Source organism: Sphingomonas plantiphila (genome assembly GCF_046000505.1).
Classification (GTDB): Bacteria; Pseudomonadota; Alphaproteobacteria; order Sphingomonadales; family Sphingomonadaceae; genus Sphingomonas; species Sphingomonas plantiphila.
The window spans coordinates 1,086,099-1,105,862 of record NZ_JBELQC010000001.1 but is presented as its reverse complement, the minus strand read 5'-3'; the positions used below and the strand labels follow the sequence as shown (position 1 = coordinate 1,105,862).

Below are 19,764 nucleotides of genomic sequence, written 5' to 3'. Positions count from 1 at the left end.
AGGTGCGTCCGGGGTCAGTCCTTCGTCGTGATATTGAGCGATCGGGTCACCCGATAGTCGATCACGCCGACGACGAAATAGGTCGCCGCCTGAACGATCCGCGTCCATAGACCGGTGCGCTGGCGGTGCAGCTCGCGCGTCACTTCCAGCGATCGGCTCACTTCCGCATCGACATAGGCGCGGACATGACGCGCAAACTCCGCATCGTCGATCCGCAGCATCACCTCCAGGTTGAGGAACAGGCTGCGCATGTCGAAATTCGCCGACCCGATCTGCACCTTGTCGTCGATGACGAACAATTTGGTATGCAGCTTCGTGGGCAGATATTCGAACACCCGCACCCCGCGTCGCAACAATCCGCGATAAGTGAAGCGCGCCGCGTGCAGCGTCAGATAATTGTCCGTGATCGACGGCACGACCACCCGAACCCGTCCGCCCCGTCGCGCCGCGCGGCCCAGACGCAGCAGCATCGCCGGGCTGGGAAAGAAATAGGCCGCGAGAATGTCGATCGTCCGCGCGCCCTTGAGATCGCGCCGAACCGCTCGTGCCCAGGGCGACAGCCGCCGCGTGGGCCCGCCGAGCAGCCAGCGCAACTGCCCGTCAGTCTCGCTCCAGTCCGACAGCGCCTTGCGCAGCACGCGCAGCGGCGCACGCGGCCGCCGCGTCCAGCGCCACAAGGCGTCGAAATAGCCCCGCAGCCGTGCGGCCGCCGGTCCTTCGACCAGCAGTCCCAGGTCGCGCCAGCCATCGCTGCCGGGCGATCCGAAATAATCATCCTGAATGTTGAACCCGCCGATGATGATCCGCGCGTCCTGCTCCGCCTCGGCATCGGCAAGCGCGATCTTCTGGTGGTTGCGCAACAGGTAGCGCCGCCCGAAGCGGGGAACGAAAAAGCAGGTGCGTCCGCCAGCTTCCCGCAGCGGCGCGAAGAAATCGCGGTCATAGACGGGATCGCTGCCCAGCCCGTCGACGATCAGCGTAACCTCCACCCCGCGCCGCGCCGCATCGATCAGCGCATCGCGCACCCGCTCGCCCACGCTATCGTCGGTGTAGATATAGTAGAGCAGCCGCAACGACACGCGCGCGTCCGCGATCAGCCGCATCAGCGCGTCGAGCCGCCGCGGGCCGGTGTCGAGCAGCTGCAGGCGGCTTCCGGCGATCTCGAACACCGGCTGGGGCAGCGGCTGGGCCGGCAGGCCGGGCGGAATCGTCGGCGTCGGATCGGTGTCCTGCTCCATCGCTGGCGACTTGCACCAAGCACGCCGCGCACGCCAGTCCCTCGCCGTCGCGACGGCGATTTCCTTGACTCTGCGGCCCCCACCCTCTAACTGGCCCTCTTTCCCGTATCTCTGCCCGAAGGAAGCGTTTCATGGCGCGCGTCACTGTCGAGGATTGCGTCGACAAGGTATCCAACCGTTTCGATCTCGTGCTGCTGGCCGCCCAGCGCGCACGCCAGATCTCTGGTGGTGCAGAACTGACCATCGATCGCGACCGCGACAAGAACCCGGTCGTCGCGCTGCGCGAGATCGCCGAGGAGACGGTGCGTCCGACCCATCTCGAGGAATCGCTGGTCGGCAGCCTGCAACGCGTGCAGATCGACGACGAGGAAGCACCCGATGAGGTCGGCAGCCTGTCGGCATCGGCCGAGGCGCTGCGCCTCACCGCCGCCGCGCCACCTCGCAATCAGAATCTGGGCGCCGACTACGACGGCTGACCCCGTACCTCCACGATCGGTTTAAGAGGCCGCTGTCCCGATGGGACGGCGGCCTTTTGCGTTACAGCCGGTTGCACGCTGCGGATGTGCAGGCCGATTGCTCCGAAACGGCCTCACCGACCCAATAACCCCTTGATCCCAATAACTCCGAAGCGGAGACTTCTTCGTCCGAATCGGGGGGATTCGCTTGGGCCTGAGCGACGGGATCGTCATCGCCATCGACGGGATTGCGCGCGAAACGATGCTGTTCGCCGCGATCGGATTCCTGATCGGCGGTATCGACGACCTGCTGGTCGATATCGCCTATGGCACGGCATGGGTGCGGGCACGCGTGCGGGGAGATCGCGTCCGCTTGCTCGACGTTGCGCCGGTGCCGATCGCGGTGTTCGTCGCCGCCTGGGATGAGTCGGCGGTGATCGGCGCAATGCTGCGGGCGGCGCTCGGGCGCTACGATTATCCCGATTACCGCCTCTATGTCGGCTCTTATCCCAATGATCCCGCAACAATCGCGGCGATTGCCGAGGTTGCCGCGTGCGATCCGCGCGTGCGCCTCGTCATCACGCCCGCGCCGGGGCCCACGACCAAGGCCGATTGCCTCAACGCGCTGTGGCGCGCGTTGCTGCGCGACGAGGCTGCGGGCGAACCCTTCGCCGCCATATTGCTGCACGATGCCGAGGATCTGGTCGATCCGCAGGAGCTGCGCGTCTTCGCCGCCTGGCTGCCCGACCATGAGGCGGTCCAGTTGCCCGTCCTGCCGCTCCCCGATCGGCGGTCGCCGCTGGTGGCGGGCCATTATCTCGACGAGTTCGCCGAAGCGCATGGCAAGTCGCTGGTAGTCCGCGCCGCGCTCGGCGCAGCGCTGCCCTTTGCCGGAGTGGGCTGTGCGATTCGACACGACATGATCAAACGAATCGCCGACGCGCGCAACGGCCACCCCTTCGACGAAGGGAGCCTGACCGAGGACTATGAGCTGGGCCTCACCGTCACCGCGCTGGGCGGCCGCACCGCGTTCGTCCGGATGCGCGACGCGCAAGGCGCGCTGATCGCGGTGCGCGCCTATTTTCCGGCGCAGGTCGGCGCGGCAGTACGGCAAAAGGCGCGCTGGATGACCGGCATCGCGCTCGCCGGATGGGATCGCGTCGGGTGGCAGCGCGGCGGGTCGCTGGGCGAGCATTGGATGCGGATGCGCGACCGGCGCGCGACGCTGGCGATCCCGGTGCTCGCCATCGCCTATGTCGCGCTGATCGCCTGGGGCGTCGCGCTGGCCGTCCATCTGGCGGGCGGAACGCCGATGCCGTCCCCCGGCGATTTCACCGGACCGCTCCTCATCGCGAACGCGGTGCTGCTGGGTTGGCGCGTAACGCTGCGCGCAGCCTTTACCGGCGCCGCCTATGGACCGGTTCAGGCGATACTGTCGGTCCCCCGGCTGCTCGTCGCCAACTGGGTGGCCCTGCTCGCAGCGCGGCGCGCGATCGCGCTCTACTGGCCTACGCTGCACGGGAGGGCGCCCCGGTGGGAGAAGACCGCGCATCACTTCCCCGATCCCGCCGAGCATTCCGCACCATGACCGGGCGCGGGCGCCCGCTGCGCTTCGTCGCGACGGTCGCCGCGGCATGGGCCGGGATGCGCGTCGTGCTGCTCTGGCCCGAGGGGGCTAGCCTGCCCCAGGCGATCGAGGCCGCCTTTCCGCTACGCCCCGCCCGGGCCGCCAGCGTCACACCCCGTCCTGCGCACCCGGTTCGCACCGCGGGTCCGGCCGGCCGCGAAGTCGCACCGCTGTGGAGTCCCCCATCCGCCAAACCCGTCGCGATCCTCGTCCCCAACCCTTCGCGCAGCTTCGCGATGCTCGGTCTCGTGTCGTTCGGCGCCGAACAGGCGATCGATCCCCCGCCCGGCGTGCTCCCCCGCACCGGTCCGGTACGACGCGCCACACTTCCCGACGCCGCGCGTCCCGATCGGTGGAGCGCAAGCGCCTGGTTCGTCACCCGCGGTGGCGGCACCGCCGGCGGCACGATGCTGGGCGGCGACCAGGCGGGGGTGCGGGTGGCCTATACGCTCGACCGCGCGCAACGGGTCGCGGTCTACGCCCGGGCCAGCGGCCCGCTGTCGGGCACTGGCCGCGAGGTCGCGCTCGGCGTCGAATGGCGTCCGTTTCGCGCGCCGCTCCGCTTCCTCGCCGAACATCGCATCGCGCTCGATGGCGGGGCATCGGGTTCGGCGCTGGGGATCGTCGCCGGGGTCGACCGGGTGGACCTGCCCTTCGCCTTCGAGCTCGAGGCCTATGGCCAGGCGGGGGCGGTCGCGCGTGATCGGATCGAACCGTTCGCGGACGGCGCGGCGCGGATCACGCGCGAGATCGCGTCGTCCGGCACCGCGCGGGTCGCACTCGGGGCGGGCACATGGGGCGCGGCGCAACGCGATGCCGCGCGGCTCGATATCGGGCCGACCGCGGTCGCGACGCTGCCGCTCGGCGGACCGACCGTGCGGGTCGCGGTCGACTGGCGCGAGCGGGTCGCCGGGGACGCGCGGCCGGGGTCGGGACCGGCGCTTTCGATCGGGGCGGATTTCTGACCGCTCCGCCTTCCTAGCGCCCCGTCGAAGCGCTAGGCAGGGATCGCCCATGGATCTCTACCTTCCCATCGCCAATCTTTCGGTCAATGCGCTCGTGATCGTGCTGCTCGGCCTCGGGGTCGGGCTGTTGTCGGGGATGTTCGGCGTGGGCGGCGGGTTTCTGACCACGCCGCTGCTGATCGTCTATGGCATCCCACCGACGGTTGCCGCCGCGTCCGCCGCCAGCCAGGTGACCGGGGCGAGCGTGTCGGGGGTGTTCGCGCATCTACGCCGCAACGGCGTCGACATGCATATGGGGCTGGTGCTGATCGCAGGCGGCGTGCTGGGTTCGGGGGCGGGCGCGATCCTGTTCCGATTGCTCCAGGCGAGCGGCCAGATCGATACGGTGATCGCCGTCCTCTACGTCGTCATGCTGGGATCGATCGGCTGGCTGATGCTGTCCGAATCCTTGCGATCGATCCGCGCGTCCCGCGACGGCGCGTCGTCGCGCGCGCGTCGGCGGCGGCACCATCCCATGGTCGCCGCGCTCCCGCTGCGCTGGCGCTTCTACCGCTCGGGCCTCTACATTTCGCCGCTGGCGCCACTGTTGCTGGGCTTCGCCACCGGCATCCTGACGATGCTACTCGGCGTCGGCGGCGGGTTCATCCTCATTCCCGCGATGCTTTACCTCCTCGGCATGCCGGCGCAGGTGGTGGTCGGCACCTCGCTGTTCCAGATCCTGTTCGTCAGCGCATCGGCAACCATGGTCCATTCGCTGACGACCAAGGCCGTCGATATCGTGCTCGCGGTGCTGCTGCTGCTGGGATCGGTGGTGGGGGCGCAAGTGGGCGCGCGCTTCGCCGCGCGTGCACGGCCGGAATATCTGCGGCTCGTCCTCGCGGTGATGGTGCTGCTGGTTGCACTCCAGATGCTGGTCGGCCTCGCCTGGCGCCCGGATGAAATCTATTCGGTTGAACTGGGATGAGGGCGCTGGCGCCCCTCGCCCTGCTTCTCGCCGCGCCGCTCCTGCTCGGCCAGGCCAAGCCCACCCTCGTGCCCGACGTGTCGCAGCGCGAGATCGAGATCATCTACTCGTTCACCGGCGCGGAGTTGCTGCTGTTCGGCGCGATCGTCCAGCCGGGCGCACGCGCCCCGGCACGCGGCGATCATCCGATCGACATCGTCGTGGTGGTCAAGGGACCGACCGAGTCGGTCGTGGTGCGCGAGAAGCAGCGCGTCGCGGGCATCTGGGTCAATGCCGACCGCACCCGGTACCGCTCCGCCCCGTCCTTCTACGCGATCGCCTCGTCGCGGCCGATCGGCGACATCGTCGACGCGCGCACGCGGGCGATCTACGAGCTCGGCCTCGACAGTCTTCAGCTCTCCCCCGCCTCGGGCGACGCGCCTGCGGTGCAGTCGCGCTTCGACGCCGGGCTGGTCGATCTCAAGCGTCGCGCCGGCCTCTATTACGAGGCGCCGGGCGCGGTCGAGATCAGCGAGAATGTCCTCTATCGCGGCCGGGTGGAAATCCCTGCGCGCGTGCCCGTCGGGCGATTCACCGCCGAAACCTTCCTTATCCGTGACGGCCGGGTCCTCGCCGCGGCGGTGCGTGAGATCGACATCCGCAAGTCGGGGTTCGAACGCTGGATCGCCCGCGCCGCCGAGCGCCACTCGGTGCTCTACGGCATTGCGGCAGTGCTGCTCTCGATCGGCTTCGGCTGGGCCGCCGGGGCGATCTGGCGGCGCTTCTAGCGCCTTGCGCCCACGATCCTCACCGCTTCGCGAACCACTTCTTTACCGCTGGCCTGCATAACCGACGCGTTTCGCAGGGAGCAGCGGCACTGTATGACCGAAGACATGGGCGGCCACCGTTTCGATCGCATTCGTCCGGCGTCCGAAGCGACCGCCCCCGTTTCCGCGCCGATTCAGGGCATCGGCAGCGTGTCGGCGATCGGCGGCGCGGCGAGCGAGGTCGTGCTGGACCGCGCTGCGATCGATTCGCTTGCCACCAGTGCCGACCCGGCGATTGCGGGCGCCGGCACGGTCGGCAGCCAGGTCAAGCTGCGCGTCGGGAACAGCTGGCTGATCGCCAATGTGCGGGCCTTGCGGCTCGACGACCGCAGCGGCTATGTTGTCGCGCAGATCGACTTTCTGGGTGAGGGCGACGAAGAGAAGCTGACCGGCAAGCTCTACAGCTTCCGGCGCGGCGTCACGCGCTACCCGGTTCCCGGCACGCCGGTCTTCCCGGTGTCGACCGCCGATCTCAAGCAGATCTACGCCGCCGACGATCGCGCCCATATCCAGGTCGGCAACGTCTATCCGACCAAGGACATCCGCGCCGCGCTCTATGTCGATGCGATGCTCGGCAAGCATTTCGCCCTGCTCGGATCGACCGGTACCGGCAAGTCGACCGCCGCCGCGCTGATCCTGCACCGCATCTGCGACCTCGCGCCGCAGGGGCATGTCGTGATGATCGATCCGCACGGCGAATATTCGGCCGCGTTCAAGACCAACGGCGCGCTGTACGACGTCTCTAACCTCGCCATGCCCTATTGGCTGATGAACTTCGAGGAGCATTGCGAGGTGTTCGTCACCTCCGACGGGTCGGACCGCCAGGTCGATGCCGACATCCTCGCGCGCTGCATCCTGATGGCGAAGCAGAAGAACCGGCTTGCCGCCGAATTCGGCAAGCTCACCGTCGACGCGCCGATCCCCTATCTTCTGTCGGACCTGACGCAGATCATCCAGCTCGAGATGGGCAAGATGGACAAGGCGACCGATGCCGCCCCCTATCTGCGGCTCAAGGGCAAGATCGAGGAAATCAAGGCCGATCCGCGCTACGCCTTCATGTTCTCCGGCATGCTGGTGTCGGACACGATGGCGAACTTCATCAGCCGCATCTTCCGCCTGCCCGGCGACGGCAAGCCGATCTCGATCATCGACGTGTCCGGCGTGCCGAGCGAGATCACCAGCGTGGTCGTCGCGGTGCTCAGCCGCATGGTGTTCGACTATGCAATCTGGTCGCGCGGCGAATCGCCCCGCCCGATCCTGCTCGTCTGCGAAGAAGCACACCGCTACGTGCCCAACGAACGCAATGCCGATGGCTCGTCGGTCGGCCGGATCCTCAGCCGCATCGCCAAGGAAGGCCGTAAGTACGGCGTGTCGCTGGGACTGATCACGCAGCGGCCGTCGGATCTTGCCGAAGGCGTGCTGTCGCAGTGCGGCACCATCATCTCGATGCGCCTCAACAACGATCGCGACCAGGCGTTCGTGCGCGCGGCGATGCCGGAGGGCGCGCGCGGCTTCCTCGATGCGATCCCCGCGCTGCGAAACCGCGAGTGCATCATGGTCGGCGAGGGCGTCGCCACCCCGGTCCGCGTCGCCTTCGACGCGCTGGACGAGGTCAAGCGCCCCGCCTCCGGGGACCCGCTCTTCTCCCAGCTATGGCGCCAGGTCGGCGGCGAGGACCAGATTCTCGAGCGCACGATCCGTCGCTGGCGCGCACAGGGCCGCTAAACGCCGCACGAGCAGGGTCCGGTACTAGGTCGTCGCACGGCCTGCGCCGGTACTGCGCATCCCGCGATCGATAAAACCGGAAATCGGGATAACCGTCGCCGACAGCGGCGCTCAATCCGCGGCGCTGTCCGCGTCGTCTTCGGCGGAGGCCTTGCGCGTTCCGCCGACCGGCACCGCCATCAGCCTCGCCAGCTTCGACTTGAACGCGCGCAGGTCGTTGCCATCCAGTTGCTGGACGACGGAGAAGGAGACCGAGCGCGGGTTGATCGCAACGCCGTTGCGATACAGCTCGTAGTGCAGGTGCGGGCCGGTCGAGATACCGGTCGAGCCGACATAACCGATCACCTGCCCGCGGCTCACACGCTGGCCCGATCGCACCGCGATGCGGCTCATATGGCCATAGCCGGTACCCATGCCGCCGCTATGGTTGATGCGGACGAAGTTGCCATAGCCGCCATTGCGTCCGGCAAAGGCAATCGTCCCGTCGTTCGCCGCGCGGATCGGCGCGCCATAGCCGGCGGCGATGTCGAGCCCCTTGTGCATCCGGGTGAAGCGCAGCACCGGGTGGCGGCGCAGGCCGAAGCCCGAACTGATCCGGCCGGAGGCGGGCATCGCCATCTGGCCCTTGCGCTCGCCCTTGCCGCTGCCGTCGTACCACGACACCTTGCCGTCCTCTTCCCAGCGGACGAGCTGCAGCTTGCCCGATCCACCGCCGGCAAGACCGGCATAGAGGAGATTGCCCATTTGCACTTCGCCGGTCGCTGCGCGCGCCTGTTCGACGATGATGTCGAATTCGGCATCGGAACCGATCCGCCCGACCGAAGTCCGCGTCGCGATCGAGCGGATATAGGCCTCCACCGCGCGCGCCGGTACGCCGGCGGCACGTGCCGAGCGATACAGGCTTCCGCCCACCCGACCGCGAATGCGCAGCGGGGTATGATCGACCGCGATGGGAATTTCGTTGAGCGCCAGGCCGGTCGGGGTGCGGATCAGCTCGAGGCTAAGGTCGAACCGCGCGCGGAACGCCAGCTTTTCGAGCGGGCGCGGCTGCGCCTTGTCGACCCGTCGACCCAGTGTGACGTCGAGCTGCGTCCCCGATTTGAGATCGCCCAGCGCCATCGCGCCTGCGATCAGATCCGCCGCTCGTGCAGCCTCGCCCTTGCCCACGCCCGTGCGTGCCAGCACCGCCTGCAGCGCGCCGCCCGAGCCCAGCGTCACGCTGTGCTGGATGATCGGCCGCTCGGGCGTGTCGGTGAGATTGGCGACGAGCCGCGTCGCGCCCAGCCGCGCGCCGGTGGCGGCGCCCTTATCCAGCGGCGCGATCGCCTGCGCGCGCATCAGATCGGCACCGGCCGCCTTGGCCGTCGGGATGCTGCCATAGATCGGCCGTTCGAACCCCGGCGAAAGCAGCGCGACGCCCGCGCACAGCCCGGCGCAGGTCGCGGCGCCACGAAACCATTCGCGGCTGCCGATGCGCGATCCCAGATCCGGAATCAGTTCGAAATCGGGATATTTCTCACGGAGCCGCTCGGTAAGGGTCAGGCGCGGAGTCACGACAGGGTGGCCGAACGAAAGCGACGTCGTCCCACCAGCCTGCTCGAACCCGGATTCGCTGCGCAAGAACAAGGCGCGCTGCCCCCAAAAAATCATCAGAACGAAAGCCGTCCCCCGGCATCGGCCATCAGGGTTGTGGATACTATATGCTAAAGTCAAATTAAGCAGGGTCTTGGTCCCGGATTCCTGCGGCGAGTCGTGCCGGTGAACCGACAGGTCGTGGATTAACCAAAAAGCGCGTGGAACCAGGCCCGCGGTGCTTGCGCGTTGGCCGGGTCGGCGCGATCTTGGTCCGGTAATGAGTCACGCTTCCTCCAGCCGGGTCACGGCAGTGCTCGGCCCGACCAACACCGGCAAGACGCATCTCGCGATCGAGCGGATGGCCGCGCATTCGAGCGGCATCATCGGCTTCCCGCTGCGGCTGCTGGCGCGCGAGGTCTATGATCGGATGCTCGCGCTGAAGGGGCCGAAGGAAGTCGCATTGGTCACCGGGGAGGAACGCATCGTCCCGCCCGGTGCGCGCTGGTTTCTGTGCACGGCGGAGAGCATGCCGCTGGATCGCGATGTCTCGTTCGTCGCACTCGACGAGGGGCAGCTGGGCGCCGATCCGGAGCGCGGCCATGTCTTCACCGACCGCATCCTGCGCGCGCGCGGTCGTGACGAAACGATGATCCTGGGATCGGATTCCTTGCGCCCGGTACTGCGCAAGCTGGTGCCCGATGCGGAGATCGTCACCCGCCCGCGCTTTTCCACCCTGTCCTATGCCGGCGCGAAGAAGCTCTCACGCCTGCCCAAGCGCTCCGCCATCGTCGCGTTCAGCGCGGAGGAGGTCTATGCCGTGGCCGAGGCGCTGCGGCGGTTGCGCGGCGGTGCGGCGGTGGTGATGGGGGCGCTTAGTCCGCGCACCCGCAACGCCCAGGTCGCGATGTTCCAGGCGGGCGAAGTCGACTATCTCGTCGCCACCGACGCGATCGGCATGGGCCTCAATCTCGACGTGCATCACGTCGCCTTCGCCAGCCTCAACAAGTTCGACGGACGCCGCAGCCGGCGGCTGACGGTGGCTGAGATGGCCCAGATCGCCGGTCGCGCCGGGCGGCACCAGCGCGACGGCACCTTCGGCGCGCTGGTCGAGGAAGGCCCGGGCGCCTTCACGCCGGAAGAGATCGCGGCGATCGAGGGGCACCGCGTGCCCCCGCTTGAACATCTCTACTGGCGCGAAGGCGAGCCCGACCTCACCAGCATCGACGCGCTGGTCGCCAGCCTCGAACGCAAGCCCGATCTGCCGGTGCTGCGCGCCGCGCCCGAGGCGACCGACCTGATGGTGCTCAAGCGGCTCGCAGGCGAGGATTGGGTCCGCGCCCGCGTCCGCTCGCCGCGCGCGGTCGCGCGGCTCTGGGCGGCATGCGGCCTGCCCGATTTCCGCAAGCTCGGCGTCGATCCGCACGCCCGCTTCGTCGCGCGCGTCTTCCGTCATCTGAGCGAGGACCGCGGGCATATCCCGCACCAGTGGTTCGCCGACGAGATCGCGCGGCTCGACCGGGTCGACGGCGATGTCGAGAGCATCGCCGGCCGGATCGCGGCGGCACGCAGCTGGGCCTATATCGCCCACCGTGCCGACTGGCTCGACGATCCGGCGCACTGGGCCGACCGCACACGCGCGCTCGAGGAAAAGCTGTCCGACGCGTTGCACGCCAGCCTTACCCAGCGCTTCGTCGACAAGCGCACCACCGTGCTGTTGCGTCAGATCGGCGCCGATGCCTCCAACCTGCCGGTGGTCGTGGGACCGGAAGGCGAGGTGACGGTCGAGGATCATGTGCTGGGCCACCTTTCCGGCTTTCACTTCGCCGTCGCGCCCGACGCCCGCGCCGCCGACAAGCGGATGCTGCTCGCCGCCGCGGAAAAGGGATTGGCGGGCGAATTGCGGCGCCGTGGCAGCGAGCTGATCGACGCGCCCGACGATGCGCTGACGCTGGTTGCCGGCGCGATCCACTGGCGCGGCGTTTGCGTCGCCCGGATTGAGCCGGGCGCCAATCCGCTGCGCCCCGGTATCCGCGTCGACCGTGCGCTCGACGTGCTCGATCCGCGCGCGCGCAACGCGGTCCAGGCGCGGCTGACGGATTGGTTCGGCGCGCGGATTGCGGGCGACCTGCCCGATCTTGCCGCACTCGACGCGCTCAGCCGCGACGAAAGTGCGGGCAGCCGCACCCGTGCCCTTGCCGGGTTGCTGGTCGAAGCAGGCGGGATGATGCCGCGCCGCGCCGCCGGGGCGCTGGTCGAGGCGCTCGACCCGCAGGACCGCAAGCGGCTGCGCAAGGCCGGGGTCACGATCGGCACGCTCGACCTGTTCCTCCCCGCCCTGCTCAAGCCGCGCGCCGCAACAGCGCGCCGCCTGCTGCTGGCGCTGGAGGGCGCGCCCGCCGAGGGGGCGACAGTATTGCCGCGCAACGCCCCCGGGGCGGCGCTCGACCATGGCTTTCGTCCGCTCGGGCAACAGGCGGTGCGGATCGATCTGGTCGAGCGGATCGCGCGCGCGGCGCACGACGCGCGCCCCAAAAAGGACAAGGGCGGGCGGGCTCCCTTCGCGCCCGATCCCGCGCTCGCCACGTCGATGGGGCTCACGCCCGACACGCTCGCGCGGCTGATGGCCCAGATCGGCTTTCAGTCGGTCCGGACGCCGAAGGGCGAACGCCAGCGCTGGGTGTGGAAAGGGCTGACTCCGCTCGCCCGGCCCAAGCCGCCGCCGCGCGACACGCCGATGGGTCACGCCTTCGCGCGGCTCGCCGAGATGGCCGATGAGTGACCCCGCACGCAAGGCCGGCGACGCGATCCGGCTCGATCGCTTCCTGTGGTTCGCACGGCTGGTTAAGACGCGCGGCGCGGCGCAGGAGCTGGCCGAAACCGGCCTGATGCGGCTCGACGGGCGGCGGATCGAGCGGTCCTCGGTCCAGGTGCGCGTGGGATCGGTGATCGCCTTTCCCTTGCGCGGGAAGGTGCGCGTGCTGCGCGTCGAGGCACTGCCGCTGCGCCGTGGCCCGGCCAGCGAGGCGGCGACGCTCTATCAGGAACTGCTCGCCGGCACGACGCGCGCAGGAGCGGCGGAGGAAATTTGAGAACGTATCGCAGAAAGCGTCTCTTGATTGACGCGCCCGGCACGCGGGCATAGCAAAAGGGCCGATTGTCACCGCCCGACCGGGCGTTTTAGGGGCCCTATCTGCCATGACCTATGTCGTCACCGACGCCTGCATCCGCTGCAAATACATGGATTGCGTCGAGGTCTGCCCGGTCGACTGCTTCTATGAGGGCGAGAACATGCTCGTCATCAACCCCAGCGAGTGCATCGACTGCGGCGTGTGCGAGCCCGAATGCCCGGCCGAGGCGATCCTGCCCGACACCGAGAGCGGTCTCGAACAGTGGCTCGAACTAAACAACAATTTCTCGGCGCAATGGCCCAACGTCACGCGCAATGCCGGCCAGACCCCCGAGGACGCGGACGCGCACAAGGGCGAAGAGGGCAAGTTCGAGAAGTATTTCTCGCCGGAACCCGGCAAGGGCGACTGATCTGCCAGCATCGAGCGACCTGACGGTCGCTCAGTCCGCCGGCCCGCTCCCCCGCCCGGACAGCCATATCATGCTGCCGTTGCGTGGCCGGATGCCGGCGCCGCGCACAGCCACGCTCGACACAGGACTGGCGCACACCCGCACCGCGTAATCCTCACGGATTCCACAGTGGTAATTTTATTGCATCTGTGTTAAACGGGGAGCCGGACGCGAGGAATCGCGTTTCGGTACTGGAGACCGTTGTTGATTTGCCCCGAACCGGCGTCCCCGCCCCGGTAACCGCACCGGGCCTGTGGCGCAATCCCTTAGGGGCGCGAGTTCATGAGAAAGGCTTCCCATCTATGGCTGCCAAGGCGCTGTCCTTCGATGTCGGCGATTATGTCGTTTACCCCAAGCACGGCGTAGGCCGTGTGATCGAACTCCAGAAACAGGAAATCGCGGGCATGCAGCTCGAGCTGTATGTGCTCCGCTTCGAAAAAGAGAAAATGACCCTGCGCGTCCCGACCAACAAGGCGGAAAGCGTGGGCATGCGCAAGCTGTCCAGCGACAAGACGCTCAAGGAAGCGCTCGACACGCTCAAGGGCAAGCCCAAGGTCAAGCGTACCATGTGGTCGCGCCGGGCGCAGGAATATGAAGCGAAGATCAATTCGGGCGACCTCGTGTCGATCGCCGAAGTGGTCCGCGACCTGTTCCGCGCCGACGATCAGCCCGAGCAGAGCTATTCGGAGCGCCAGATCTTCGAAGCCGCCGCGTCGCGCCTCGCCCGCGAGCTCGCCGCGATGGAACAGATCGACGAGAAGGCCGCGCTCGAGAAACTGCTCGAGATCCTGCGCGCCTCGGCCGCGATCTACAACAAGGACAAGGCGACCGCCTGAAGCGGCGTGCTGCATCCAGGTAAAAAAGGGGCGGTCCAGCGGGCCGCCCTTTTTATTTGCGCGTCCGACAGCGTGCGTGTATTATTCTGGCAACACACAACGGAGACAGAAGATGAACCGCCCCTGTTTCGCCCTCCTCGCCGCCGCGCTCGCGCTTCCCCTTGCGGCGTGCAACTTCGCCAACGGAATGACCGGCGACGTCGTCAAGCCGAGCGGACAGGGTGACACGCGCAGCTATCAGGTCGCCGACTTCACCGGCGTGTCGCTGCGCGGCTCCGACAATGTCGAAATCCGCACCGGCGCCTTCTCGGTCACCGCAGAGGGCGACAGCAAGCTGCTCGACCGGCTCGAAATCCGCAAGGATGGCGACACGCTGCGCGTCGGCCGCAAGGATGGCGACTGGAACTGGGGCGGGGACAGGGGCGCGCGGATCATCGTCACGCTGCCCGCGCTTGCCGATGCCGACATCGCCGGGTCGGGCGACATGACGATCGACCAGGCACGCGGCGACTTTTCGGGGTCGGTCGCCGGATCTGGCAACCTGACGCTCACCAGCCTGGCGGGCGGCAAGGCGAACCTGTCGATCGCGGGATCGGGCGACATCATCGTCACCGGCGGCACGGCAAGCTCGCTCGACGTATCGATCGCCGGGTCGGGCGACGTGAAGGCCGCGGGCCTCAAAGCGAACGGCGCCGACATCTCGATCGCCGGATCGGGCAATGTCCGCGCACAGGTGAGCGGCAATGCCGATATCTCGCTGGTCGGGTCGGGCGATGTCGAACTGACCGGCGGCGCCAAATGCTCGGTCTCGTCGATGGGATCGGGCGAAGCGCGCTGCAGCTGACCCAATCCGCTTGCACAGGGTGGAGGATCGGTGCGATCCTCCCCCGGATGCGCCTGTTCCTGCTCCCGCTTCTCGCCCTCGCCACGGTCGCCGCGCAGTCGCCCGCGACCGAACGGCGCACGGTCATGATCACCGCATTCGAAAGGATGCGCGTCGACGGTCCATTCGTGGTGAAGGTGACCAGCGGCGGACCGCCCGGCGCAGTGATCGCGGCGGACCGCCGCGCCGCGCAGCAGATCGGCATCCGCAATATCGGCGGACAGCTCGTGATCGGCGCGCGCGATGCCGGCTTCGAGGGATGGAACGCCTCGGACGGCCCCGCGACGATCCTGGTCAGCGCGCGCGACCTGCGCGCCGTGACGATCAACGGCGGGGGCCGGGTAGAGGTCGATCGGTTGCGCGGACAGCGCGTCGATCTCGGCGTCAACGGTGCCGGGACGCTCACCATCGGCACGCTCGACGCGGACCAGCTCGCGGTCACGCTCACGGGTACCGGCGCGATCGCGCTGAATGGCGGTCTCGCCCGCACCGCGCGCTTCAACACCCATGGCGCGGGGTCGATCGACGCGGTCGGGCTCAGCGTGAACGACCTGACCGTCAATTCGCAAAGCGCCGGGGATAGCCGGTTCACCGCACGCTACACCGCGGCGGTCTCAACGCTCGGCACCGGGGCGGTGCGGGTGCTCGGCAACGCCGCCTGCCGCCTCGCCGGACCGGGACCGGCACAGTGCGCGGGAAAGACCGAGCGCCGCCGCTGACCGGCCGCGTCAGGCGGCGATCGGAAAGCGCAGCAACCGGTCGTCCAGCGCTACCAGCGCCTGCGCGCCGCGCCCCACCGCGCGGATGATCTCAGGATGCCCCACGTCCAGCCCGCCGGTCAGCGCGCCGAACGCCGGCAGGATCAGCTTCGTCCCACTTGCGACGAAGCATCGCCGCGCGACCTGTCGCCCGCGCGCCCGGATGCGCAGCTTGGGGTGGAAATGCCCCGACAGTTCGGGCCGCATTTCGCCCGGCTCGGCCTCGTGCCGCAACACCAGCCCGTCGACCTCGGCCTCGATCACGACGCGCCCGCCGCAATGGTCGATCGCCGCCTGTTCGGCCAGCGCCGCATCATGGTTGCCGGTCACCCACACCCAGTCGAGCGCATCGGTCAGCGCACGCAGCCGCGTCCGCGCCGCCTCTGGCAGCCGCCCACACCCTTCCGAATCGTGAAAGCTGTCGCCCAGGCACCACAATTCCCGCGCCTGCGTGCCGGCGACGAGCGCTTCCAGTGCGTCGAGCGTCGCCAGGCTGTCATAGGGGGGCAGCATCTGCCCGCCGCGCGCGAACCAGCTCGCCTTTTCGAAATGCAGGTCGGCGACGATCAGCGCGCGCCGCGCCGGCCAGTACAGCGCCGCCTGGGGCAGCGCGCACAGCTCATGACCGCCGAACGAAAAGGGAACCATTCAGTCGCTATCGCCGCCCCGCGCCGCGCCGTCAACTGCCCGGCATGATCGGATCCATCTCGCGGTGGAGCCCCTTGGGCAGCAGGAAGCGGATGCGCCGCGCCGGAAAATCGATCTCGACCCGCCGGAACACGCGCAGTGCGTCCATCCCCAGCATGATCGCCGGCTCGTCGACCAGCCCGAACTTCTCGAAGGGCGGTACGTCGGCGAATGCGACCGGCAGCCCGCGCAGCGCGATGCCGCCCAGCCGCACACGATCGGCGACATGATAATTGACGCGCAGCTGATCGCCGGTGACGCTGGTCAGCGTAATCGGCCCCTTCAGGGGAATCCGCCGCAATTTCCGCTGCAGCGCCAGATTGCCCAGGCTGATTTGCGACCCGGTATCCACGACTACCGTAACGCGTCTACCCTCGAACTCGGCTTCGGTCAGGATCAGCTGGCCATAGGCGCTGCGCCGCGCGACGATCACGATCTCCTCGGCGCTGGTGCCGAACCGCCGCGACGGGCCGCCGCGGCGCGAGGGACGCAGCGTCATCTCGTTCCGGTCGAAGTCGATCGACACCATATGGTTGCGCAGCTGCGCGACGCCGAGCAGCCCCTGCGCGCCAAGGTGCAGCGCTTCCAGTGCAGGGGCATTGAACGCCTGACGGTCCTGCACCGGCCCGACGACCAGCGACGATACGATCGCGGTCGGCACGTCGGCGCTCCCGGTCATCGTCGTCAGCCGGATGCGGGGCCCCGGGGCCAGTCGCAGCCTGCCCGCCAGCTGTCGCGAGACGACCGAGCGTTCGGCCCCGGTATCGATGACGAAGGGCTGGGAGGGGTGGCCGTCGATCGACACCGGAACGGTCATGCGATCGGCCAGGGTATCGATCTCAACCATGCCGCTTTCCCCGGCGGCGTCCGGCGCGGCATCCTGTGGCACGGCGGGAGCGGCGCACAGCGCGATCAGAGGCGGCAGGAGCAGAGCGTACCGCATGGCCGCGCAGGATACGCCCGATCCCGGCGCGCGGCAATCGACTCAATCGACGCGCATCGCCGCCTCGGCCAGCACTTCGGCTTCGATCAGCATCGCGTCCTCCGCCGCCCCCTGCGCCACGGTCTCGCGCCCGATCATGATCAGCACGGGCACCGCCATCGGGCTCACCCGGTCGAGATCGACATGCACCATCTGCTCCGCCGCCGTATCGAGCAGGTGCGCGAGCCGCCCGACATCGGTCATCCGCGCACGCGCATCGGCCCATGCTGCCTTGAGCAGCAAATGGTCGGGCTCATACTTGCGCAGCACGTCATAGATCAGGTCGGTGGAGAAGGTGACCTGGCGACCGGTCTTCTTCTTGCCCGGCTGCTGCCGTTCGACCAGCCCGCCGATGATCGCCACTTCGCGAAACGCACGCTTGAGCAGCGCCGATCCCTGCACCCAGTCGACGAATTCATGCTCCAGGATATCGGGCGAGAACAACGCCGCCGGATCGATGATCTTCTCCAGCCCGTACACCGCCAGCGCATAATCATTGGCGACGAACCCGATCGGCTTGAGCCCCAGCGCCTCCATCCGCCGCGTCACCAGCATGCCGAGCGACTGGTGCGCATTCCACCCCTCGAAGCTGTACACGATCAGATGGTGCCGCCCCTCGTGCGGAAAGGTCTCGACCAGCAGCTGGCCCGGCTCGGGCAGGCGCGAGCGGCGCTGCTGCACCTCCAGCCACTCGCGGACGTCGTCGGGAAAGCGCGCCCATTCGCCGGGATCGGCGAGGAACCGGCGCACCCGATCCGCCAGCGTCGAGGTGATCGACAGCCGCAGCCCGGTATAGGAGATGATCCGCGCCGGCTTGGCGGTCGCCCGCACGACGACATCGGTCAGCTCGACGCGCTCGACCTCGAGCGCCATTCCGGCGAAGAAGAAGCTGTCGCCGGGCGAAAGCTGGCTTCCGAAATGCTCCTCGACCTTGCCCAGTCGCCGTCCGTTCTTGAAGCGAACGTCGAGCATCGGCGCCTCGACGATGATTCCGGCGTTCAGCCGGTGCTGCGCGACGAAACCCGGCTTGGTCACCCGCCACAGGCCATCCGGCGTGCGCGTCAGCCGCTTGAACTTGTCGTACGCGCGCAAGGAATAGCCGCCATCGGCGATGAAGTTGAGCACCCGGTCGAACGTCTCGGCATCCAGCGCCGAATAGGGCAGCGCTCCCTGCACCTCGCGCAGCAATGCGTCGGCGTCGAACGGCGCGGCGCAGGCGACGCCCATGACATGCTGCGCCAAAACGTCGAGCGCGCCGGGGCGGAACGTATCGACGTCCAGCTCGCCCGCCTCGACCGCATCGAGCGCGGCGCGCGCCTCGAGATATTCGAAGCGATTGCCGGGCACGAGCACCGCCTCGCTCGGCTCGTCCAGCCGGTGATTGGCACGTCCGATCCGCTGCAACAGGCGCGAGCTGCCCTTGGGCGCCCCCATCTGGATCACGCAATCGACATCACCCCAGTCGACGCCGAGGTCGAGGCTGGCGGTCGCGACCAGCGCGCGCAGCCTGCCATCGGCCATCGCCTGTTCGGCCTTGCGCCGCGCTTCCAGGCTCAGGCTGCCGTGATGCACCCCGATCGGAAGCTGCAGGTCGTTCACCTTCCACAGATTCTGGAACACCAGTTCGCACAGCCCGCGCGTGTTGCAGAAGACGATGGTGGTCTTGTGCGTCTCGATCTCCGCCATCACCTGGGGGATGGCATAGACGCCGCTATGTCCGGACCACGGCACGCGCCCTTCGGGCAGCAGGATCGCGATGTCGGGATCGGCGCCCTTCTCGCCCTCGACCAGCGCGACGCTGTCGATATCGCCATGCGGCGCCAGCCAGGCGCGATAGCCGTCCGGATCGGCCACCGTGGCGGACAGCGCCACCCGCCGCAGCCCGGGTGCGATCGTCTGCAGCCGCGAGAGCGCCAGCGCCAACAGATCGCCGCGCTTGCCGGTGGCAAATGCGTGGACCTCGTCCACCACCACCGTCTTCAGTCCGGCGAACATCAGGAAACTGTCCTCGTAGGACAGCAACAGGCTGAGCGATTCGGGCGTGGTCAGCAGGATCTGCGGTGGCCGAGCGCGCTGGCGCATCTTGCGCTCGTGCGGCGTATCCCCGGTGCGCGTCTCGACCCGGATATCCAGCCCCATCTCGTCGATCGGGGTCAGCAGATTGCGCTGCACGTCCACCGCCAGCGCCTTCAATGGCGAGATATAGAGCGTGTGCAGCCCCTCGCCCGGGGCTTCGATCAGCTCGCTCAACGTCGGCAGAAACCCCGCCAGCGTCTTCCCCGCTCCGGTCGCGGCGACCAGCAGCGCGTGCTTCCCCGCGCGCCCCGCCGCGAGCATGTCGAGCTGATGCCGCCGCGGCGTCCAGCCGCGCGCGGCGAACCAGTCGTTCAGTTCCGGGGGTAGTCCGCGCGCGTCCACGCCCGGCCTCCTAGCGCAAGCCTATCCCTCGCGTCGCGTGTCGTCTTCGTTCTGCGCGTCGTACATCCGTCGCGTCGCTTCCTCGGTCCGCTGTTCCTCGCGCCTGCTCACGCGGTTGTGCAGCACCGCCCAAAGCAGGATCGCGCCGAGGATGATGGGGCCGATGATCACCATCAGCCCCCATACGCCTCCGCCAACATCTACCATGACAGACCTCCTTTCCCGTCCCCAACGAAGCCGGGTCGCGATTCGATCCGGCTGGAACCACG

The 19,764-nt window shown here is 68.4% G+C and carries 18 protein-coding genes; 12 read left to right on the top strand and 6 right to left on the bottom strand.

What is annotated here, in order from left to right; translation table 11 throughout:
• Window positions 1-14: 14 nt before the first annotated feature.
• Entirely contained in the window at window positions 15-1,238 is a 1,224-nt protein-coding gene (locus tag ABS767_RS05380; protein ID WP_408077327.1) for a phospholipase D-like domain-containing protein, read from the bottom strand.
• A gap of 131 nt (window positions 1,239-1,369) precedes the next feature.
• Here ABS767_RS05380 and rpoZ point away from each other — a divergent pair, with 131 nt between their 5' ends.
• The 6 genes from rpoZ (at window position 1,370) to ABS767_RS05350 (ending at window position 7,780) form a co-directional block, all read left to right on the top strand.
• Window positions 1,370-1,714: a DNA-directed RNA polymerase subunit omega gene (rpoZ, locus tag ABS767_RS05375; RefSeq protein WP_408077326.1), complete on the top strand. Its 345-nt coding sequence runs from the start codon at window positions 1,370-1,372 to the stop codon at window positions 1,712-1,714.
• 187 nt (window positions 1,715-1,901) lie between these two features.
• On the top strand, window positions 1,902-3,281 hold the full coding sequence (locus tag ABS767_RS05370; protein ID WP_408077325.1) for a glycosyl transferase family protein: 1,380 nt from the start codon (window positions 1,902-1,904) through the stop codon (window positions 3,279-3,281).
• Window positions 3,278-4,285 (top strand): hypothetical protein, encoded by a 1,008-nt coding sequence (locus ABS767_RS05365; protein ID WP_408077324.1) that lies wholly within the window; start codon window positions 3,278-3,280, stop codon window positions 4,283-4,285. Before ABS767_RS05370 ends, ABS767_RS05365 begins: the two co-directional genes overlap by 4 nt.
• A gap of 49 nt (window positions 4,286-4,334) precedes the next feature.
• Complete coding sequence (locus ABS767_RS05360) at window positions 4,335-5,249, top strand: sulfite exporter TauE/SafE family protein (protein ID WP_408077323.1); 915 nt, start codon at window positions 4,335-4,337, stop codon at window positions 5,247-5,249.
• On the top strand, window positions 5,246-6,016 hold the full coding sequence (locus ABS767_RS05355; RefSeq protein WP_408077322.1) for a TIGR02186 family protein: 771 nt from the start codon (window positions 5,246-5,248) through the stop codon (window positions 6,014-6,016). Before ABS767_RS05360 ends, ABS767_RS05355 begins: the two co-directional genes overlap by 4 nt.
• Before the next feature lie 93 nt (window positions 6,017-6,109).
• Window positions 6,110-7,780 (top strand): ATP-binding protein, encoded by a 1,671-nt coding sequence (locus ABS767_RS05350; protein WP_408077321.1) that lies wholly within the window; start codon window positions 6,110-6,112, stop codon window positions 7,778-7,780.
• A gap of 111 nt (window positions 7,781-7,891) precedes the next feature.
• Here the strand turns inward: ABS767_RS05350 and ABS767_RS05345 are convergent, their stop codons facing one another.
• Window positions 7,892-9,400 carry a M23 family metallopeptidase gene (locus tag ABS767_RS05345; protein ID WP_408077320.1) on the bottom strand — a complete coding sequence of 503 codons (1,509 nt, stop codon included), beginning with the start codon at window positions 9,398-9,400 and terminating at the stop codon, window positions 7,892-7,894.
• Between the two features lie 232 nt (window positions 9,401-9,632).
• Here ABS767_RS05345 and ABS767_RS05340 point away from each other — a divergent pair, with 232 nt between their 5' ends.
• From ABS767_RS05340 to ABS767_RS05315, 6 genes are all read left to right on the top strand, one after another.
• Window positions 9,633-12,134, top strand: a complete 2,502-nt coding sequence (locus ABS767_RS05340) for a helicase-related protein (RefSeq protein WP_408077319.1) — start codon at window positions 9,633-9,635, stop codon at window positions 12,132-12,134.
• Complete coding sequence (locus ABS767_RS05335; RefSeq protein ID WP_408077318.1) at window positions 12,127-12,444, top strand: RNA-binding S4 domain-containing protein; 318 nt, start codon at window positions 12,127-12,129, stop codon at window positions 12,442-12,444. Before ABS767_RS05340 ends, ABS767_RS05335 begins: the two co-directional genes overlap by 8 nt.
• Before the next feature lie 106 nt (window positions 12,445-12,550).
• Window positions 12,551-12,892, top strand: coding sequence for a ferredoxin FdxA (gene fdxA / locus ABS767_RS05330; RefSeq protein WP_408077317.1), 342 nt, complete (start codon window positions 12,551-12,553; stop codon window positions 12,890-12,892).
• A gap of 341 nt (window positions 12,893-13,233) precedes the next feature.
• Window positions 13,234-13,767, top strand: coding sequence for a CarD family transcriptional regulator (locus ABS767_RS05325; protein ID WP_408077316.1), 534 nt, complete (start codon window positions 13,234-13,236; stop codon window positions 13,765-13,767).
• Window positions 13,768-13,879: 112 nt separating this feature from the next.
• Window positions 13,880-14,611: a head GIN domain-containing protein gene (locus tag ABS767_RS05320; protein WP_408077315.1), complete on the top strand. Its 732-nt coding sequence runs from the start codon at window positions 13,880-13,882 to the stop codon at window positions 14,609-14,611.
• Window positions 14,612-14,658: 47 nt separating this feature from the next.
• On the top strand, window positions 14,659-15,369 hold the full coding sequence (locus ABS767_RS05315; RefSeq protein ID WP_408077314.1) for a GIN domain-containing protein: 711 nt from the start codon (window positions 14,659-14,661) through the stop codon (window positions 15,367-15,369).
• 9 nt (window positions 15,370-15,378) lie between these two features.
• Here ABS767_RS05315 and pdeM read toward each other — a convergent pair whose 3' ends face one another.
• Genes pdeM through ABS767_RS05295 form a run of 4 tightly spaced genes read right to left on the bottom strand, consistent with a single transcriptional unit; the run spans window position 15,379 to window position 19,702 of the window.
• Window positions 15,379-16,056, bottom strand: a complete 678-nt coding sequence (gene pdeM / locus ABS767_RS05310) for a ligase-associated DNA damage response endonuclease PdeM (RefSeq protein ID WP_408077313.1) — start codon at window positions 16,054-16,056, stop codon at window positions 15,379-15,381.
• 31 nt (window positions 16,057-16,087) lie between these two features.
• On the bottom strand, window positions 16,088-17,038 hold the full coding sequence (locus ABS767_RS05305) for a retropepsin-like aspartic protease (RefSeq protein WP_408077312.1): 951 nt from the start codon (window positions 17,036-17,038) through the stop codon (window positions 16,088-16,090).
• 42 nt (window positions 17,039-17,080) lie between these two features.
• Complete coding sequence (locus tag ABS767_RS05300) at window positions 17,081-19,495, bottom strand: ligase-associated DNA damage response DEXH box helicase (RefSeq protein ID WP_408077311.1); 2,415 nt, start codon at window positions 19,493-19,495, stop codon at window positions 17,081-17,083.
• Between the two features lie 21 nt (window positions 19,496-19,516).
• On the bottom strand, window positions 19,517-19,702 hold the full coding sequence (locus ABS767_RS05295; protein ID WP_408077310.1) for a hypothetical protein: 186 nt from the start codon (window positions 19,700-19,702) through the stop codon (window positions 19,517-19,519).
• Window positions 19,703-19,764 lie beyond the last annotated feature (62 nt).

Coding starts and splice junctions, on each gene's coding strand:
- ABS767_RS05380 (WP_408077327.1), bottom strand. CDS start 1,238: ATGGAGCAGGACACCGATCCGACGCCGACGATTCCGCCCGGCCTGCCG.
- rpoZ (WP_408077326.1), top strand. CDS start 1,370: ATGGCGCGCGTCACTGTCGAGGATTGCGTCGACAAGGTATCCAACCGT.
- ABS767_RS05365 (WP_408077324.1), top strand. CDS start 3,278: ATGACCGGGCGCGGGCGCCCGCTGCGCTTCGTCGCGACGGTCGCCGCG.
- ABS767_RS05360 (WP_408077323.1), top strand. CDS start 4,335: ATGGATCTCTACCTTCCCATCGCCAATCTTTCGGTCAATGCGCTCGTG.
- ABS767_RS05355 (WP_408077322.1), top strand. CDS start 5,246: ATGAGGGCGCTGGCGCCCCTCGCCCTGCTTCTCGCCGCGCCGCTCCTG.
- ABS767_RS05350 (WP_408077321.1), top strand. CDS start 6,110: ATGACCGAAGACATGGGCGGCCACCGTTTCGATCGCATTCGTCCGGCG.
- ABS767_RS05340 (WP_408077319.1), top strand. CDS start 9,633: ATGAGTCACGCTTCCTCCAGCCGGGTCACGGCAGTGCTCGGCCCGACC.
- ABS767_RS05335 (WP_408077318.1), top strand. CDS start 12,127: ATGAGTGACCCCGCACGCAAGGCCGGCGACGCGATCCGGCTCGATCGC.
- fdxA (WP_408077317.1), top strand. CDS start 12,551: ATGACCTATGTCGTCACCGACGCCTGCATCCGCTGCAAATACATGGAT.
- ABS767_RS05325 (WP_408077316.1), top strand. CDS start 13,234: ATGGCTGCCAAGGCGCTGTCCTTCGATGTCGGCGATTATGTCGTTTAC.
- ABS767_RS05320 (WP_408077315.1), top strand. CDS start 13,880: ATGAACCGCCCCTGTTTCGCCCTCCTCGCCGCCGCGCTCGCGCTTCCC.
- ABS767_RS05315 (WP_408077314.1), top strand. CDS start 14,659: ATGCGCCTGTTCCTGCTCCCGCTTCTCGCCCTCGCCACGGTCGCCGCG.
- pdeM (WP_408077313.1), bottom strand. CDS start 16,056: ATGGTTCCCTTTTCGTTCGGCGGTCATGAGCTGTGCGCGCTGCCCCAG.
- ABS767_RS05305 (WP_408077312.1), bottom strand. CDS start 17,038: ATGCGGTACGCTCTGCTCCTGCCGCCTCTGATCGCGCTGTGCGCCGCT.
- ABS767_RS05295 (WP_408077310.1), bottom strand. CDS start 19,702: ATGGTAGATGTTGGCGGAGGCGTATGGGGGCTGATGGTGATCATCGGC.